Genomic DNA, 16,540 nt, shown 5'->3' with positions numbered 1-16,540 from the left:
AAGGACATCGATGTCCACTCCGACCCAGACCGACCCCCGAGGCGACGACGGAGCGACGTTCGCGCCGCCACCCGAGTTCGTGGCCGACGCGGTCGCCGGCGAGGACCTCCACCACGCAGCATCGGCCGACCGCGAGGCGTTCTGGGCCGAACAGTCCCGCTCCCTGCTCGACTGGCGCACCCCGTTCACGCAGACCCTGGACTGGTCCGGCGCCCCGTTCGCGAAGTGGTTCGCCGACGGCACGCTCAACGTCGCCGAGAACTGCCTCGACCGGCACGTGCGGGCGGGCAACGGCGACCGTGTCGCGATCCACTTCGAGGGTGCCCCGGGCGACACGCGCCGGATCACCTACGCCGAGCTCACCGCCGAGGTGCAGCGCGCCGCGAACATGCTCACCGACCTCGGTGTCGGCCAGGGCGACCGCGTGGTCGTCTACCTGCCGCTCATCCCCGAGGCCGTCGTGACGATGCTCGCCGTCGCCCGCATCGGCGCCGTGCACTCGGTCGTCTTCGGTGGGTTCAGCGCCGAGAGCCTCCGTGCCCGGATCGAGGACGCCGGCGCGAAGCTCGTCGTCACCGCCGACGGTGGCTGGCGGCGCGGCGCCGTCTCTCCGCTCAAGCCCGCAGTCGACGAGGCGCTGACCGGCGAGGGCACCGACACGGTCGAGCACGTCCTGGTCGTCAAGCGCGGCGGCAACGACATCGCGTGGAACGACCGCGACGTGTGGTGGCACGAGGAGCTGGCGAAGGCGGCACCGACCCACGAGGCACAGGCGTTCCCCGCCGAGACGCCGCTGTTCATCCTGTACACCTCGGGCACGACCGGGAAGCCGAAGGGCATCGTGCACACCTCCGGCGGCTACCTGACCCAGGCGGCGTACACGCACAAGAACGTCTTCGACATGCACCCGGAGAAGGACGTGTACTGGTGCACCGCCGACATCGGCTGGATCACCGGTCACTCCTACGTCGTCTACGGCCCGCTCGCCAACGGCGTCACCCAGGTGCTCTACGAAGGCACGCCGGACGAGCCGAAGCCCGGCCGCTGGTGGGACCTGGTCGACGCGTACGGCGTCACCGTCCTGTACACCGCACCCACGGCGGTCCGCGCCGCGATGAAGGCCGGCCGCGAGATCCCGGAGGCGCGCAGCCTCGAGACCCTCCGCCTGCTCGGCAGCGTCGGCGAACCGATCAACCCCGAGGCGTGGCAGTGGTACCGCCAGGTCATCGGCCACGACCGCACGCCGATCGTCGACACGTGGTGGCAGACCGAGACCGGCGCCATCATGATCTCCGCGCTGCCCGGCGTCACGAAGCTCAAGCCCGGCGCCGCGCAGACGCCCCTACCGGGCATCGTCGCCGAGATCGTCGACGACGACGGCAACCGTGCCGATCCCGGCGAGAGCGGCTACCTCACGATCACCGAGCCGTGGCCGTCGATGGCGCGCGGGATCTGGAACGATCCGGACCGGTTCGTCGAGACGTACTGGTCGCGGTTCCCCGGCCGCTACTTCGCCGGCGACGGTGCGCGGCTCGACGGGCAGGGCGACATCTGGGTGCAGGGGCGCGTCGACGACGTCATGAACGTCTCCGGACACCGCCTGTCGACGGCTGAGATCGAGTCCGCCCTGGTCGGCCACGAGGGCGTCGCCGAGGCCGCCGTGGTCGGGGCCGCCGACGAGACCACCGGGCAGGCAGTCGTCGCCTTCGTCATCCTGACGGCCGAGGCCGCCGCAGACGTCGACCGCGAGACCGCCGCCGCAGAGCTCCGCAACTGGGTCGGCAAGCGGATCGGTGCGATCGCGAAGCCGCGCCAGGTCGTCATCGTGCCGGAACTGCCGAAGACACGTTCCGGCAAGATCATGCGGCGGCTGCTCCGCGACGCAGCCGAGGGCCGTCGCATCGGCGACACGACGACGCTGGCCGACCCGACGATCATGGCGACCATCGCGGAACTCATGTAGTCCGTGTCACGCAGGTGGGGCCTCCAGTCCATGTCGGACGGGAGGCCCCACCTGCGTTCGCTTCACTGCTGACGGTCCATCAGGACGTCAGTTCCACCACCAGCTCGACCTCGACCGGTGCGTCCAGCGGGAGCACCGCGACGCCCACCGCGCTCCGCGCGTGGACGCCGGCGTCACCGAAGACCTCGCCGACCAGGGTCGACGCGCCGTTGGCGACGCCGGGCTGACCGGTGAACGACGGGTCCGACGCGACGAAGACGGTGACCTTGACGACACGGGCCACGCGGTCGAGCGAACCGGCGACCGACTGCACGGCGGCCAGGGCGTTCAGCGCGGCGACGCGTGCCTGGGCGGCAGCGGTCTCCGCGTCGACGTCGGTACCGACCTTGCCGGTCACGGGCAGGGTGCCGTCGACGAAGGGCAGCTGGCCCGCCGTGTAGACGTACTGGCCCGTCACGACGGCGGGCACGTAGGCGGCGACGGGCGCGGCGACCGCAGGGATCGTCAGGCCGAGTTCGGCGAGTCGGTCCGAGACGCTCATGCGTCGGCCTTGGGGCGCTTCAGGTAGGCGACGAGGCCACCCTCGGGTCCGGTGACGATCTGGACCAGCTCCCAACCCTCGTCCCCGTAGTTGTTGAGGATCGCGGTGGTGTTGTGGATCATCAGCGGCGTGGTGAAGTACTCCCAGCGAGTCATGCGGTTCCTTGCCAGCCTTTCAGTCGGGGGTGTCGTTTAGGCTGCATCCTATGTCTGCCCAGAAGACGTCTGCATCGCGGACCAAGCCCGTCTCAGCAGTCGGCGCCTTCATCGGATTCGTCGGGTTCAGTGCCCTCGCCGGCCTGCTCGTCACGATCGGCGTCACGCCGGCCATCGCCGTCGCCGGTGTCACGACGACGTCCACGATCGGCGTGTTCGAGTCCCTGCCGGAGTACATCGAGATCGGTGACCTGCCGCAGCGCAACGAGCTGTACGCGTACTCGGGCGGCAAGTCCGTGCACTTCGCGACCCTGTACGACCAGAACCGCCAAGAGCTGAAGTTCGACCAGATCAGCGACCAGCTGAAGAACGCGGCGATCGACGGCGAGGACAAGCGCTTCTACGACCACGGCGGCGTCGACATGACGTCGCTCATCCGCGCCGGTGTGGGCAGCATCGCGGGCGGCCTCGGCGACTCGGGCGGTGGGTCGACGCTGACCATGCAGCTCGTCCGCAACATCAAGATGAACGAAGCCCTGAACCTCCCCACCAAGAAGGAGCAGGAGAAGGCCTACAACGAGGCCGTCGAGCAGACCATCCCCCGCAAGCTCGAGGAGATGAAGCTCGCGATCGGGCTGGCGAAGAAGTACTCCAAGAAGGAGATCCTCACCGCCTACCTGAACATCGCCTACTTCGGCGACCAGACGTACGGCGTCCAGGCCGCGGCGCAGCACTACTACAACAAGAGCGCCACCGACCTGACCCCGGCCGAGGCCGCGTCGCTCATCGCGATCGTGCAGTACCCCGAGGCGCGCAACCTGTCGAACCCGAAGAAGTACGACGCCAACGTCGCCAGACGCAACGTCGTGCTCCGATCGATGTACGCCCAGAAGAACCTCACCGAGGCCGAGTACCGCAAGGCCCGCCTGTCAAAGCCGGCGGACTACGTGCACCTGACGCAGCCATCGCAGGGCTGCCGCGCCTCGGTCGGCGACGGCTCGCAGTTCTTCTGCGACTACGCCAAGAAGGTCGTGCTCGAGATGTCGCAGCTCGGCTCGTCGCAGAAGGCTCGCGACACCGCGTGGCGCAACGGCGGGTACAAGATCCAGACGACGCTGAACATCGACCTGAACGCCGAGCAGAAGCGCCTGCTGAACACCTACGACAACAAAGCCGAGACGAACCTGGCCCTGGGTTCGACGCTCAACTCGATCGAGGCTGGCTCCGGCCGAATCATCACGATGGCACAGAACAAGGACTTCGACGAGTCCTTGAAGTCGGCGCCGACATCGACCTCGCTGAACTACAGCGTCGACGAGAAGTACGGCAGCTCGAAGGGCTTCCAGACCGGCTCGACCTACAAGTTGTTCACGCTGCTCGACTGGGTCAAGGCCGGACACGGCCTGAACGAGACCGTCAGCGGAGCTGAACGAGTGGTCACGCCGTGGACGATCTGCGGTCAGACCGACTACACGAAGTTCGACGTCTCGAACGACGCTCCCGGTGAAGGCGGCAACTGGAGTGTGCTGGGCGCCACCGCCGGCTCGATCAACGGTGCGTTCGCCTCGATGGCGCAGAAGCTCGATCTCTGCGACATCCGTGACATCGCGCAGTCGCTCGGTGTCCACCGCGCGGACGGCGGAGAGCTGCAGTACCAGAACCCCTCCGCGATCCTGGGCACGAACGAGATCGCTCCGATGACGATGGCCGCGGCCTATGCGGCCGTCGCGAACAACGGCATCTACTGCAAGCCGATCGCCATCGACGAGATCACCTCGCCGTCCGGCAAGAAGCTCGGCGGCCAGACGAAGGACTGCCAGCAAGCGGTCGACCCGGCGTTCGCGCAGGCGGCCATCTATGCGATGAAGGGCACGATCAGGAGCGGCACCGCCCAAGGTGCCCAGACCCCTGACGGGACGCAGTTGTTCGCCAAGACCGGTACCACAGACTATGCCGATCAGATCTGGCTCGTCGGCGCGAGCTCGCGGGTCGCCACCGCCTACTGGCAGGGCAACACCGACGGTCGCAAGATCAACCTCCGTCACTTCAGCAACGGAGTGGGTGGCACGTACGCGGGAGACCGAGCCAAGGTCTGGCGCGAGGCGATGACCCCGATCAACGCGATCTACCCCGCTGGCCCGTTCACGGACCCACAGCAGACCGCGATCCGCGGCAACGCCAAGGCCCTGCCGAACCTGCAGGGCAAGACGGCTGACGAGGCCCGCGCGGCGATCTCGGGCGCCGGGTTCACCTACGTCGACGGCGGTGCGCGCCCCGGCCCGGGGAACCCCGGTTCCGTGACCTCCACCTCCCCGGCGGCGGGTGCGCTCTTGTCCTCGGGCTCGAGCGTCACCGTCTACACGTCGGACGGCACCCAGGCGACCGTTCCGGAGATCGGCGGCAACTCCCTCGGGGATGCCCGCTCGGCCCTGAACGACGCCGGCTTCACCAACGTCAGCATCACCGATGACTACGCCAAGGGCGGCGGCGGCAAGACCTGCAAGGTCGCCGCGGTCGACCCGGCGATCAGCTCCACGGCGAACAAGGACGACCAGGTGCGGATCAAGCTCTACGGCGACAAGGACGGCAAGGCGCCCAAGGACTGCAAGTGACCCGCAGCCGCGCCGCACTCGGCGTCCTCGCTGCAGGCGCGGCCGTCGGGGCTGCTTCGGCAGCGTGGGGCTCGCTCGTCGAACGTCGCCGCTTCGGGATCCGGTGGGAGACCGTCCCGGTGCTCCCGCCGGGTTCCCGTGACGTGACCGTCCTGCACCTGTCCGACATCCACATGGCCCCGTGGCAGGCCGACAAGCAGCAGTGGCTGCGCGACCTGAGCCTGGTCGAGCCGGACTTCATCGTGAACACCGGCGACAACCTCGGCCACGCGACCGCGAACGCTGCCGTGGAGTACGCGCTCGAGCCGTTCCGCGGGGTCCCCGGGGTGTTCGTCTACGGGTCGAACGACTTCTTCGGGCCGTCCCCGCGCAACCCGCTCAAGTACTTCTCGGGCCCGAGCCGGATGCACAAGGCGGCGGAGCCGGTCGGTCTCGACATCGATCGGCAGACGGCGTTCTTCGAGTCGCTCGGCTGGCTCGACCTGAACGACCAGGCGCACGCGATCGAGCTCCGCGGCTCTCGGTTCGAGCTGTTCGGCACCTCGGACGCGCACCGCGACTGGGACCGCCTCGACCTGCTCCCCACCAACGTCGACGAGATGCGCAGCGACGTGCCGTGGTCCGAGGACGAGGACGGCCCCGCGCCCGTCGCGATCGGTGTCACGCACGCCCCCTACCGTCGCGTGCTCGACGCCTTCGTGACGCAGGGCGCCGACATCATCTTCGCCGGGCACACCCACGGCGGCCAGGTCGCGGTCCCCGGGGTCGGTGCGCTCGTCACGAACTGTGACCTCCCCCGCCGGTACGCCAGCGGGCTGCACAAGTGGGAGCACCGCAACCACTGGTCGTGGCTCGAGGTCTCGGCCGGCCTCGGCACCTCGATCTACGCGCCCGTCCGGTTCGCCTGCCGACCCGAGGCCGTCGTGGTCACCCTCACCGCACGGGCTTCCTGAACCGACGCGCCCGGGAGTTCGCCGGATGGTCGTGAGCACCCTGGATCATCGGATAGTATTGTCTGGTTGCTCCGGTACGGAGTGATCACACCGCGGGGTGTGGCGCAGCTTGGTAGCGCGCCTCGTTCGGGACGAGGAGGTCGCAGGTTCAAATCCTGTCACCCCGACACTGTGTTGAGACAGTACGAAGAAGGCCCTGGTTCTCCGGAACCAGGGCCTTCTGCTTTCCCCGGACACCCTCGACATCGAAGAACCACTCCAGGTCCCGACGTCGGGTCGCCGCGAGTGCGGCGGCGGACCTCGAGCGGCGGGTACGGGTTCGTTCGGCGACGAGTCCGTCAACGCCTCGGGCATGCAGTGCGGCGATGTGTCCGGTGGCCCATCGTGCGGCGTGCGACACATCCGCGCGGCACCACGGCCGATACGCTCGCGACCGTCATGGACATCCCCGATCGACTCACTGCCCTCCTCGCGCAGATCGCCGCGCAGTTCCCCGACATCGCCGACGACCCGGTGCTGACGCAGAACCTGGTCGAGAACGTGACGTCGATGATCGCCGAGGCGCACGAGCGCTACGCAGCTGGAGCCGAGGCCAGCGTGGTGAGCAACGCCTACCTCGATCCGGACCACCTGGCGACCGGCAGTCTGCACGCCGAGCAGGCGCAGCACCCGGCCGGTGCCATGCTCGCGGCGGAGATGCTGTTCGACGCCTACCTGCCGGTCTTCGTCGACGAGGTCGGTGCGACGTCCACCGCCGAGGTCCTGCGGGCCACGAGGGCCTTGCACGCCGGCATCTGGAGCCGGTTCCCGGCCGGGGCAGTCGCGTACACGGAGGCACTGCGCCAACGCCTCACCACGGCGCACCTGGACTCCCGCACCCAGATCGCGCGGGACCTGCACGACCGCGTCGCCCACGGCATCCTCGCCGGGTTGCAGCGCCTCGACCTCGTCCTGCTGACGGACCCGCCGTCCGACGAGCGCGCCGACCAGCTCGAGGACGCCGCACGGCTGCTCCGGAGCGCCCTCGGCGACGTGCAGGACCTCGCGGTGAGCCTGCACGCCCGGGTCGGTGACGCGCTGCTCGACGACGCGCTCCGACGGCACGTGCGCGACCTGTTCCCCGACGACGACCGGCTGTCCATCGAGTCGACGGGGACGCCCGCTGCGCTGCCGAACTGGCAGGCCGAGGAAGCGCTGACGATCCTGCTCGAGGCGCTCACGAACCGCAGCAAGCACGCCCCGGGCTCGACGACCTCGGTGCGCTTCGCGTGGTCCGCCGCCGCCGTGGTCGTGACGGTCGCCGACGACGGCCCGGGCTTCGACGTGCAGGGCGACGCCGGCGGTCGCCTCGGGCAGCAGACGATGCGCGAGCGCGCCGCGGTGATCGGCGCTCGGCTCGCCGTCGAGAGCTCCCCGGGCACCGGCACCACCGTCCGCCTGACGATCCCGAAGGGCACCCTGTGACCGTCACCCACGTCGCCATCGTCGACGACCACCGGCTGTTCCGCGAAGGACTCGCCACGATCCTGGCCGCCGTCCCCACGATCCGCGTCGTCGCACACGGCGAACGACCGTCCGACGTCCTCGACTCCCCCGAGGCCGCCGCCATCGACGTCCTGCTCCTCGACGTCGAGCTCGACGGCCCGTCGGCGCGCACCACGATCGCCACCGTGCGCCGCACCCGCCCGGACATCCGCGTCGTGGTGCTCACGATGCACCGCGACGCCGTTCTCCGTCGTACCCTGCTCGACGCCGGTGCGGTCGACTTCGTCACGAAGGACACCCCGAGCCGCGAACTCGTCGACCGCATCGCCCGGGCAGCCCAGGCCGATGCGGCACCCGTCACGTTCCCCGTCGACCTGGTCACCGAGGCCCGTGCCGGCTCACCGTTGAGCGACCGCGAGCTCGAGGTCCTGCGACTCCTCGCCGCCGCGCGCACCAACGCCGAGATCGCCGCCGACCTGCAACTCGCGATCGGCACCGTCAAGCGGCACGTCTACAACGTCTTCCGCAAGCTCGACGTCGGGTCCCGCGTCGGGGCGGTCGCTGCAGCCACGCGCCTGGGCCTGCTCACCTGAGGCACCACACGAACGAGTGAGCAGAAGAAGTCGAGTCACGAGCGGTGGCCCGACATCTTCTGCTCACTCGGCGAACGAACCCGGACTAGCCGACGGACGACGCCCCGGCGCCAGCTGACGCACCCGCGGGCACGAGCTTGCCGGCAGCGTGCAGCCCCGCCACGACGTCGAGCGCCTGGTGCCGGTACCGCGCCTGCGCAGCGCCGGGCGACACGATCACGCCGTTCGCCCCCGTCGAAGCCACGAGCGCGTTGATCTTCTCCGCGACCTGTTCGGCGTTGCCGTAGGCCTGACGCTCGGTGCGAGCCGCGATGAACCGACGCTCGAGGTCGTTGAACTCGTACGCACGCGCCTCGTCCATCGACACCGGCTCGGGCTTCCGGCCGGAGCGCATCCGGATGAAGGAGATCATGCCCGGCGCGCTCTGCTCCTCGATCACGGCAGGGTCCTCGTCGGTGACGACCTGCACGCCGATCAGCGCGTTCGGCGTCTGCCGGAAGCGCGACGGACGGAACGAGTCGCGGTACAGGGCGAGCGCCGCCTCGGTGTTGTCCGACGCGAAGTGGTGGGCGAAGGCGAACGAGATGCCGAGCGCACCCGCGACCTGGGCGCTGTAGCCGGAGGACCCGAGCAGCCAGAACTCCGGCACGTCCCCGTACCCGGGCACGGCGCGGATGCGGGACAGCGGGTTCGCCTCGTCCATCCCGGTGAAGAAGCCGATGAGGTCGGCGAGCTGCTGCGGGAAGTCGTCGACGTCGAGTCGGTCGGTTCGGCGCAGCGCCATGGCGGTCGCGCCGTCGGTGCCGGGAGCGCGCCCGAGCCCGAGGTCGACACGGTCGCCGTACAGGGCACGGAGGGTGCCGAACTGCTCGGCGACGACGAGGGGCGCGTGGTTCGGCAGCATGACGCCACCGGATCCGATGCGGATCGTCGAAGTGGCCGCGCCCACGGCGCTCAGCAGCACCGCCGGGGCCGAGGACGTGATGCCCGGCATCCCGTGGTGCTCGGCGACCCAGAACCGCTCGTACCCGAGCTGCTCGGCGTGCACGGCCATGTCGATGGACCCCTGCAGGGCCTCGGTGTTGGACTGGCCGTACTCGCGGGTGGCCAGGTCGAGGACGGACAGGTGCAGGGTGTCGTCGGTCATGTGGTCACCAACGCGCTCCGGCGCACCTGCATTCCACGCGGCACCGGGACCTCGACCGGTCAGGACATGCCGCCGCACCGCCGCCGACCGGTCACCAGGTGACGCTTGGAGGTTGCGGCACCTACAGTCCGCGACCACTCGGCTGACGCACGCGGCGTGCCCTGGACGTGCGATGCGACGGCCGGGAGGCCCGTGGCGGGGCCGCGCCGCGCCTCCCGGCCGGCCTTCGGTTCCGTCTCGGACGCCGAGCGGTCACGACGTGCCGCGCGCGCCTTTCGGACCGGTCACGGACGGTCGCTCGACGGGCGCACCGCCGACGCGGTGTGACCGCGCGGCGAACCGAAGCGAGGTGTCGTGACCGGCGAGTGGACACGATCAGGGCGCATCACCGACGGGACGCGACCACTCGACGAATCCGACCTCGTGTCGTCGCCAGTCGGCGCGGGCGGTCAGGCGCCGTCGAGGCGGCCGCCGGACTCCGTCAGGTAGCAGTTGGCGCAGAGCGACTCGTAGGCGACGTCGACACCGTCGATCGCGACCTGGGAACCGTCGAAGACGAAGCGGCCGTCGACCGTGCGGGCGTTGAAGACCGCCTTGCGGCCACAGCGGCAGATGGTCTTGAGTTCTTCGAGGGAGTGCGCGACCTCGAGCAGGCGGGCGCTGCCGGGGAACGCCTCGGTGCGGAAGTCCGTGCGGATGCCGTAGGTGATCACGGGGACCTGGTCGAGGACCGCGATGCGCAGCAGGTCGTCGACCTGGCGCGGGGTGAGGAACTGCGCCTCGTCGACGAGCACGCAGCTGACCGGACGCACCATGCCGTCCAGGCGGTCCGACTCGGGGTCGACGGCTCCGGCGGCGGTGACGGCGTCGCGGACGTCGGCATCCGGCGAGAACACGATGTCGACAGTCCGGGTGACGCCGAGGCGGGAGACGATCTCACGGTCGCCCTTGGTGTCCACCGCCGGCTTGGCGAGCAGCACCCGGTGCCCGCGCTCCTCGTAGTTGTAGGCCGCCTGCAGCAAGCCCGTGCTCTTGCCGCTGTTCATCGCGCCGTAGCGGAAGTAGAGCTTCGCCACTACGCGAGGAACCCGTCCTCGGCGGCCCGACGGATGAGGTCGGACTTCTTCGAGGCGGGGCGGCCCACCTTGCTGTACTTCTCGCGCACGCGACGCAGGTAGGTCTTGGCGGTCTCGTACTGCACGTTCATCTGCGCGGCGACCTCGTTCGTCGAGTAGCCGGACACGTAGAGCCGCAGCGCCTCTTCCTCACCGGCGCTGAGCTTCGGCCGCTGGTGCGCGGTGGCCCCCGTCGGCAGCGGACGCCACTCGCGGGGCTGCGGGGTCTCGCGGGCGACGCCCATGATCTCGCGCGCGACGTCCATGACCTCGCGCATCGGCAGCGACTTCGACAGGAACGCCGCGGCGCCGGCGGCCAGCGCGCGGTCGCGGGACTCACGGCTGTCGACGCTCGAGAGCACGATCACCTTCGCTCCGGCGGCACGGCAGGTGCGCACGCGGGCTTCGATGGAGACGGGTTCCTTGAGCTGGAAGTCGAGGAACACGAGGTCGGTCGGGAAGCTGTCACTGTGGACCATCTCGAGCCAGGTGTGCGCGGTCAGGGCCAGGTCGAAGTCGAACGCGTTCACCGCGATCCAGCTCGACAGGCTGTCCAGCAGCACCTCGTGGTCGTCGAGGATGGCCAACCGAACACGTCGTGCTCCCGGGTTCGGGAGGGACGGCGACCCCTCCGAGAGCCTGTTCGGGTCAGTGCTGGTCATAGGAGAACCTTAGTGCGAGGGCGGAAGGACGGACTGCGACGTCGAGGTCGGGGAACGTCACGCGGAGGACGGCGAAGTACGGGTCGAAGGTGCGGTGGATGCCGATGTCGGAGTCCGCGACGGCGAGCTCCATCACGACCTCCACGCGGGCTGGTGGCGTGGCCGGCGTCGGCGCGCCAGCCGGCGACGCGGGGCCCGACGCGGGGCCTGACGCGGGGCCTGACGCGGAGCCTGACGCAGCGTCGGCTCGTCGCACCGTCGTCCGGAACCCGGCGGGGTCGACCGTCGAGGCGCGCAGGGCCGCTCGGACGAAGGTGCGGACCACCGTCCGCTGGTCGGTGTCGAGCGTCGCGATGAGGCCGTCGGGGTCGTCGACCAGCGGTGCTGCACCGCCGTCCACCCGGACGGCGAGCTCGAACCAGGTGCGGTCCGCGTCGGCGACCATCGACGCCCGGATGCCGTCGGCGATCGCACGCGCACGGGCACGGTCGGCGTCGGTGATGACGTCGCGCGTGCGGAGCTCGGCGAAGAACGGGGCGACGTCACGGGACAGGATGGTCGAACGGTCCTGCTGCACGCTCGCCGCGATGCCGTCCCGCTCGGCGCGAGCGACGGAGTACGACCCGGCACGGATCTGCACCCGCTCGGCGAGCCCCGCGAAGGTCCGTGCGAACACCGCCGCAGCAGCGGTCAGCACGAGTGTCGGGGCCGCGGCCAGGAACGCCGCGACGGCGACCGGCACCTCGTGCGGGAACTCCGCTGCGCCCGCCCCCCAGGCGACGGCGTTCACCGCGGCCAGCACGAGCCCGCCGATCGTCAGGTCGGTCCACGGACGGTACGAGGCGACCATCACGATGCCCGTCGCGGTGAGCAGGGACATGAAGTCGTTCAGGGCGCTGCGGTCCGGCCCCCACTGCGCGGCGATGCTCGCGACCGAGGCCAGGCCGAGCAACCCGACGTGTGCGATGAAGGCCCAACGGGGGAACGGCGCGCGGAACGGACTCGAGGCGGTGAACACCACCACCGCCGAGGCCGCGACGAGCAGCACCGTGAGGGCGCTCAGCGTGGGGCTGCCCACGACGTCGCGGTCGAAGATCGACACGAGCAGGGCCCAGACGACGCTGCCCGCCCCGAGCACGACGACGAGCGGGCGGGACCCCATCGCGCCGAGCGGGTCGTACTGCTGCGCGGTGCGGCGGGGACGAGGGCGGGTCGCCCGGCCCGGACGGACCGCGGTCACCGCACAGCCCCTCGGTCGTCGGCGGCGGCCGGCACGGTGACGGCACCGGTGACCGGCACGTACGGCACCGTCATCATCACGCTCGTCCCGGAACCCGGCGACGACCAGATCTGGACGTCACCCCCGACCCGTCCGATGCGGTCGCGGACCGACCCGCGGAGCCCCATCCGGTCGGCGCCGGTGGCGTCTTCGTCGAACCCACGACCGTCGTCCACGACCATGACGGTGCAGGACGCACTGTCGTCGAACACGCTGACCTCGGCTGCGTCGGTGCCGGCGTGCTTCCGCACGTTCGCCAGGCACTGCGCGACGGCCCGGACGATCGCCGACAGTGCGCGTTGGTCGAGGCGGTCGAGCGCCGAGGTGTCACCGGACACGGTGACGTCGAGTCCGAGCGCACGGTGCTCGTCGACCATGCTGCCGAACGTCTCGGCCGCCGCACCCGGGCGCGGACGGGCGGCCGGGGCGAGCCAGCCCTTGCCGGTGAGCACCGCGACGTCCGCGTCGACGGTCTCGGCGAGGTGCGGGTCCATCGGACCGTCCGGTGCCAGCGCGATGGCACCGAGGTGGTTGAGCACCGTGTCGTGCAGGATCGCGGACGCCTCGGCCTCGACCCCGGCACGGTAGGCGGAGACGTGCTCTTCGCGGGCCGAGCGCAGGAGCTCGGGCTGCACCCGTTCGCTCCGTCCCGTGCTGCGAGTCGTGAAGAGCACGAGCGAGACCACGAAGCCCAGGGTGATCCAGGCCAGGATGAGCGGCCGGGGCGGCGCACCGTCCTGCGCGATGGCGATCCAGGTGGCGAGTCGCCCGGTCAGGAAGCCCACGAACGACCAGAGCACGACGCGGCGCGGCACGGCACCGGCTCCCCCGACCAGGATGAGCGGGATCACCACGAGGGACATCAGGTACGAGGTCACCCAGCCGGTCGGGACCTGCTGCTGGACCCCGACGGCGAACCACCAGGCGCAGACGCCGCCGACCGCCAGGAACGCGATCGCCGAGAGCCGGGTGCCGAACTGCACGTGCACGCCGATCATGGCGAGCATGGGGACGACCGCCAGCGCGGTGCCGACCACCTGCACCCCGGGCTCGGACAGGCCGTAGAGCACGAGCGTGATCACCGCGGCCAGCAGGGACCCGACGGCGCCGGCGTGGAAGGCGCGCACGGTCGACCACGCGTTCACTCGCGGCGCGAGGTGCGTGGGGATGCCGAGCACGAGGTGAGTCCTTCCGGGTGGCGAGGGCGCCGTCCACGATCCAACCACCGGAGCAGCGGCCGTGTACCCCGAAACCCGGGCCGTACGGCGACCCGCTCGATGATAGCCACCCGACCCCGGGTCTTGCTGTCCCCCGAACGTGGACCGGCCAGCGCCCGGCGGATCACCGATCAGAAGAGCGTCTGCGACACCTGGGGCCGGAGCAACCGTCGGTCGAACCCGGGGTCGGCACGCTTCAGCGGCGAGACCGTCGGCACCGACTGCTCCTGCGGCGGGCCGTCCGGCACACCCGGCGGCAGCGCACGCGGCCCCGAGAACCCCATCGACCCCGTGGCCGGGTCCACCCGCCCGAGCCCCACCCCGTGCGCCGCCAGGATCGGCCGGATGCGCTCCGACAACCACCGCCGGTAGTCCTTGGGTGCGTAGGTGTTGTCGAGGTACATCGCGCGGTACCGCTGCACCAGGTCGGGCCGTTCACGGCCGAGCCACTCGAACCACCACGGCTTCACACCCGGGCGCAGGTGCAGCGCCGAGTACGTGATGCTCGTCGCTCCGGCCGCGACCGACCGACCGACGGCGTCGTCGAGGTGCGCCCGGGTGTCGGTGATGTACGGCAGCACGGGCATCAGGAACACGGAGCAGTCGAGCCCCGCGTCACGGATGGCACGCACGGTCGCGAGCCGCGCCGACGTCGTCGGGGTGCCCGCCTCGACCGACTGCTGCAACGAGTCGTCGTACACGGCGATCGACATCGCGAGGTCCACCGGCACGACCTTCGCCGCCTCGGCCAGGAGCGGCAGGTCGCGCCGCAGCAGCGTGCCCTTCGTCAGGATGCTGAACGGGGTACGTGACTCCGCCAGCGCTTCGATCACCCCGGGCATCAGCCGGTAGCGTCCCTCGGCCCGCTGGTACGGGTCGGTGTTCGTGCCGAGGGCCACCGGGTGGCGGTCCCACGTGGGCTTGCCGAGCTCACGACGCAGCACGTCGGCGACGTTCGTCTTCACCACGATCTGCTGGTCGAAGTCGGCGCCGCCGTCGAACTCCAGGTACGTGTGCGTCGGGCGGGCGAAGCAGTACACGCAGGCGTGGCTGCAGCCGCGGTAGGGGTTGATCGTCCAGCCGTACGTGCCGGACCCGTCTGCGCTCGGCACCCGGTTCAGGGCGCTCTTCGCCAGGACCTCGTGGAAGGTCACCCCGGCGAACTCGGGCGTCGTCACGCTCCGGACGAACCCGCTGTTCGATTCCATCCCGGGCAGCGCGTCGCTCTGCTCCGCGTCGATCGCCTGTCCACTCCACCGCATGTCGTCATTCGAACACACGTTCGAACGGACTGCAAGCCGGAGTGGATCGCTGCAGGCCTCAGTGGTGCAGGCCGAGCACCTTCGCCGTGCGCTCGAGCGTGGCGTCGGCCAGCTCCGGGTCGTCACCGAGGTCCTGCCCGTACGTCGGCACCATGGCGCGGACGTCGTCCTGCCAGCCGTCCCACCGGTCGGGGAAGCACCGGTGCAGCATCGTGAGCATGATCGGCACGGCCGTCGACGCACCCGGTGACGCCCCGAGCAGCCCCGCGATGGAGCCGTCGGCGGCGGTGATGACCTCGGTGCCGAACTGCAGCACGCCGCCCTTGTCCTTGTCGGGCTTGATCACCTGGACGCGCTGTCCAGCCGTGATGCGGTGCCAGTTCTCGGGCTCGGCGCTCGGCATGAAGTCACGGAGCGCCTCGAACTTGGTGCGCTTCGAGGCGAGGAGCTGACCGACCAGGTAGCGGACCAGGTCGAAGTTCGAGAACGCCACGCTCAGCATCGGGCGGAGGTTGTGCGGTCGGATCGAGCGGAACAGGTCGAGCACCGATCCCTGCTTCAGGAACTTCGGGCTGAACCCGGCGTACGGGCCGAACATCAGCGACGAACCACCGTCGACGATGCGGGTGTCGAGGTGCGGCACCGACATCGGCGGAGCACCGACGCTCGCCTTGCCGTAGACCTTGGCCGAGTGCTTCTGCACCACCTCGGGGTCGTCGGTCCGCAGGAACTCCCCCGACACCGGGAAACCGCCGTAGCCGCGGATCTCGGGGATGCCGGACTTCTGCAGCAGGTGCAGGGCGCCACCACCGGCGCCGACGAAGACGAACTTCGCGGCGATCCGCTGCGTCGACCGACCGATCTCGTTGCGGACGTTGAGCACCCAGCCCTCGGACACCTTCGAGCGGGTCAGGTTGGTGACCTGGTGCGAGGGCTCCATCTCGACGCCGTCGAGCTCGAGCTGGTCGAAGAGCTGGTGGGTGAGCGACCCGAAGTCGACGTCCGAGCCGGCCGCTGAGTACGTCGCAGCGATCGGCTGGTCCTTCTTGCGACCGGGGATGAGCGCCGGTGCCCACTGCCGGATCTGTGCGGGGTCGTCGGAGAACTCGATGCCGGCGAAGAGCGGGTGGTCGCGCATCGCTTCGTACCGCGCACGCATGTAGGCGACGTTGGCCTCGCCCCAGACGAAGGAGATGTGCGGCGTCGGGTTGATGAAGTTCGTCGGTTCCGGCAGCACGCCGGTCTCGACCAGGTGCGCCCAGAACTGTCGAGAGACCTGGAACTGTTCGTTGACCGTGACCGCCTTCGCGATGTCGACGCGGCCGTCCGGCAGTTCGGGCGTGTAGTTCAGCTCGCACAGCGCCGAGTGCCCGGTCCCCGCGTTGTTCCACGGGTTCGAGGACTCCTGCGCGACCGTGCCGAGCCGCTCGTACACGCGGATCTTCCAGCTCGGTTCGAGCTTGTGGATGATGGCCCCGAGCGTGGCACTCATGATGCCTCCGCCGATCAGGACGACGTCGATGGGGTCCACCTGCTTCTCTGCCACCCGTCGATCC

Annotated in this window: 14 protein-coding genes and 1 tRNA gene; 6 read left to right on the top strand and 9 right to left on the bottom strand. The window is 70.2% G+C overall.

The features are described from left to right. The first annotated feature begins 10 nt into the window (after positions 1–10). Entirely contained in the window at positions 11–1,963 is a 1,953-nt protein-coding gene (gene acs, locus QRN30_RS10715) for an acetate--CoA ligase (RefSeq protein ID WP_284761070.1), read from the top strand. Positions 1,964–2,042: 79 nt separating this feature from the next. On the opposite strand, the gene QRN30_RS10710 is transcribed toward acs, so the two are convergent. Both QRN30_RS10710 and sp36 read right to left on the bottom strand, forming a co-directional pair. Next, positions 2,043–2,504, bottom strand: a complete 462-nt coding sequence (locus tag QRN30_RS10710) for a RidA family protein (RefSeq protein WP_071251852.1) — start codon at positions 2,502–2,504, stop codon at positions 2,043–2,045. Next, a complete protein-coding gene (sp36, locus tag QRN30_RS10705; protein ID WP_017888699.1) occupies positions 2,501–2,659 on the bottom strand; it encodes a Sp36 family protein in 159 nt (52 codons plus the stop codon). Before sp36 ends, QRN30_RS10710 begins: the two co-directional genes overlap by 4 nt. A 50-nt stretch (positions 2,660–2,709) precedes the next feature. Here sp36 and QRN30_RS10700 point away from each other — a divergent pair, with 50 nt between their 5' ends. The 5 genes from QRN30_RS10700 (at position 2,710) to QRN30_RS10680 (ending at position 8,302) form a co-directional block, all read left to right on the top strand. Beyond that, entirely contained in the window at positions 2,710–5,271 is a 2,562-nt protein-coding gene (locus QRN30_RS10700; RefSeq protein ID WP_284761069.1) for a transglycosylase domain-containing protein, read from the top strand. Next, positions 5,268–6,224 carry a metallophosphoesterase gene (locus QRN30_RS10695; RefSeq protein ID WP_284761068.1) on the top strand — a complete coding sequence of 319 codons (957 nt, stop codon included), beginning with the start codon at positions 5,268–5,270 and terminating at the stop codon, positions 6,222–6,224. Before QRN30_RS10700 ends, QRN30_RS10695 begins: the two co-directional genes overlap by 4 nt. Before the next feature lie 93 nt (positions 6,225–6,317). Continuing rightward, positions 6,318–6,391, top strand: a tRNA-Pro gene (locus QRN30_RS10690). 271 nt (positions 6,392–6,662) lie between these two features. After that, positions 6,663–7,688, top strand: a complete 1,026-nt coding sequence (locus QRN30_RS10685; protein ID WP_194589751.1) for a sensor histidine kinase — start codon at positions 6,663–6,665, stop codon at positions 7,686–7,688. Next, positions 7,685–8,302, top strand: a complete 618-nt coding sequence (locus QRN30_RS10680; protein ID WP_284761067.1) for a response regulator transcription factor — start codon at positions 7,685–7,687, stop codon at positions 8,300–8,302. The genes QRN30_RS10685 and QRN30_RS10680 overlap by 4 nt, the downstream gene beginning before the upstream one ends. Positions 8,303–8,387: 85 nt before the next feature. On the opposite strand, the gene QRN30_RS10675 is transcribed toward QRN30_RS10680, so the two are convergent. The 7 genes from QRN30_RS10675 to QRN30_RS10645 form a co-directional block, all read right to left on the bottom strand. After that, entirely contained in the window at positions 8,388–9,449 is a 1,062-nt protein-coding gene (locus tag QRN30_RS10675; RefSeq protein ID WP_017888689.1) for an LLM class flavin-dependent oxidoreductase, read from the bottom strand. Positions 9,450–9,898: 449 nt separating this feature from the next. Beyond that, complete coding sequence (locus QRN30_RS10670; RefSeq protein WP_017888688.1) at positions 9,899–10,525, bottom strand: thymidine kinase; 627 nt, start codon at positions 10,523–10,525, stop codon at positions 9,899–9,901. Continuing rightward, on the bottom strand, positions 10,525–11,151 hold the full coding sequence (locus QRN30_RS10665) for a response regulator (protein ID WP_017888687.1): 627 nt from the start codon (positions 11,149–11,151) through the stop codon (positions 10,525–10,527). The genes QRN30_RS10670 and QRN30_RS10665 overlap by 1 nt, the downstream gene beginning before the upstream one ends. A gap of 61 nt (positions 11,152–11,212) precedes the next feature. Then, on the bottom strand, positions 11,213–12,466 hold the full coding sequence (locus QRN30_RS10660; RefSeq protein ID WP_284761066.1) for a hypothetical protein: 1,254 nt from the start codon (positions 12,464–12,466) through the stop codon (positions 11,213–11,215). Continuing rightward, entirely contained in the window at positions 12,463–13,683 is a 1,221-nt protein-coding gene (locus QRN30_RS10655; protein WP_214561972.1) for a sensor histidine kinase, read from the bottom strand. The genes QRN30_RS10660 and QRN30_RS10655 overlap by 4 nt, the downstream gene beginning before the upstream one ends. A gap of 170 nt (positions 13,684–13,853) precedes the next feature. Beyond that, positions 13,854–14,984: an Rv2578c family radical SAM protein gene (locus QRN30_RS10650; RefSeq protein ID WP_262117773.1), complete on the bottom strand. Its 1,131-nt coding sequence runs from the start codon at positions 14,982–14,984 to the stop codon at positions 13,854–13,856. Between the two features lie 58 nt (positions 14,985–15,042). Continuing rightward, on the bottom strand, positions 15,043–16,530 hold the full coding sequence (locus tag QRN30_RS10645; RefSeq protein WP_017888683.1) for a malate:quinone oxidoreductase: 1,488 nt from the start codon (positions 16,528–16,530) through the stop codon (positions 15,043–15,045). Positions 16,531–16,540 lie beyond the last annotated feature (10 nt).

It is taken from the genome of Curtobacterium sp. MEB011, from assembly GCF_030209655.1.
In the GTDB taxonomy this organism is placed as follows: domain Bacteria; phylum Actinomycetota; class Actinomycetes; order Actinomycetales; family Microbacteriaceae; genus Curtobacterium; species Curtobacterium poinsettiae.
The sequence above is the reverse complement of the archived record's forward strand: the minus strand, read 5'-3'. Positions and strand labels throughout refer to the sequence as shown.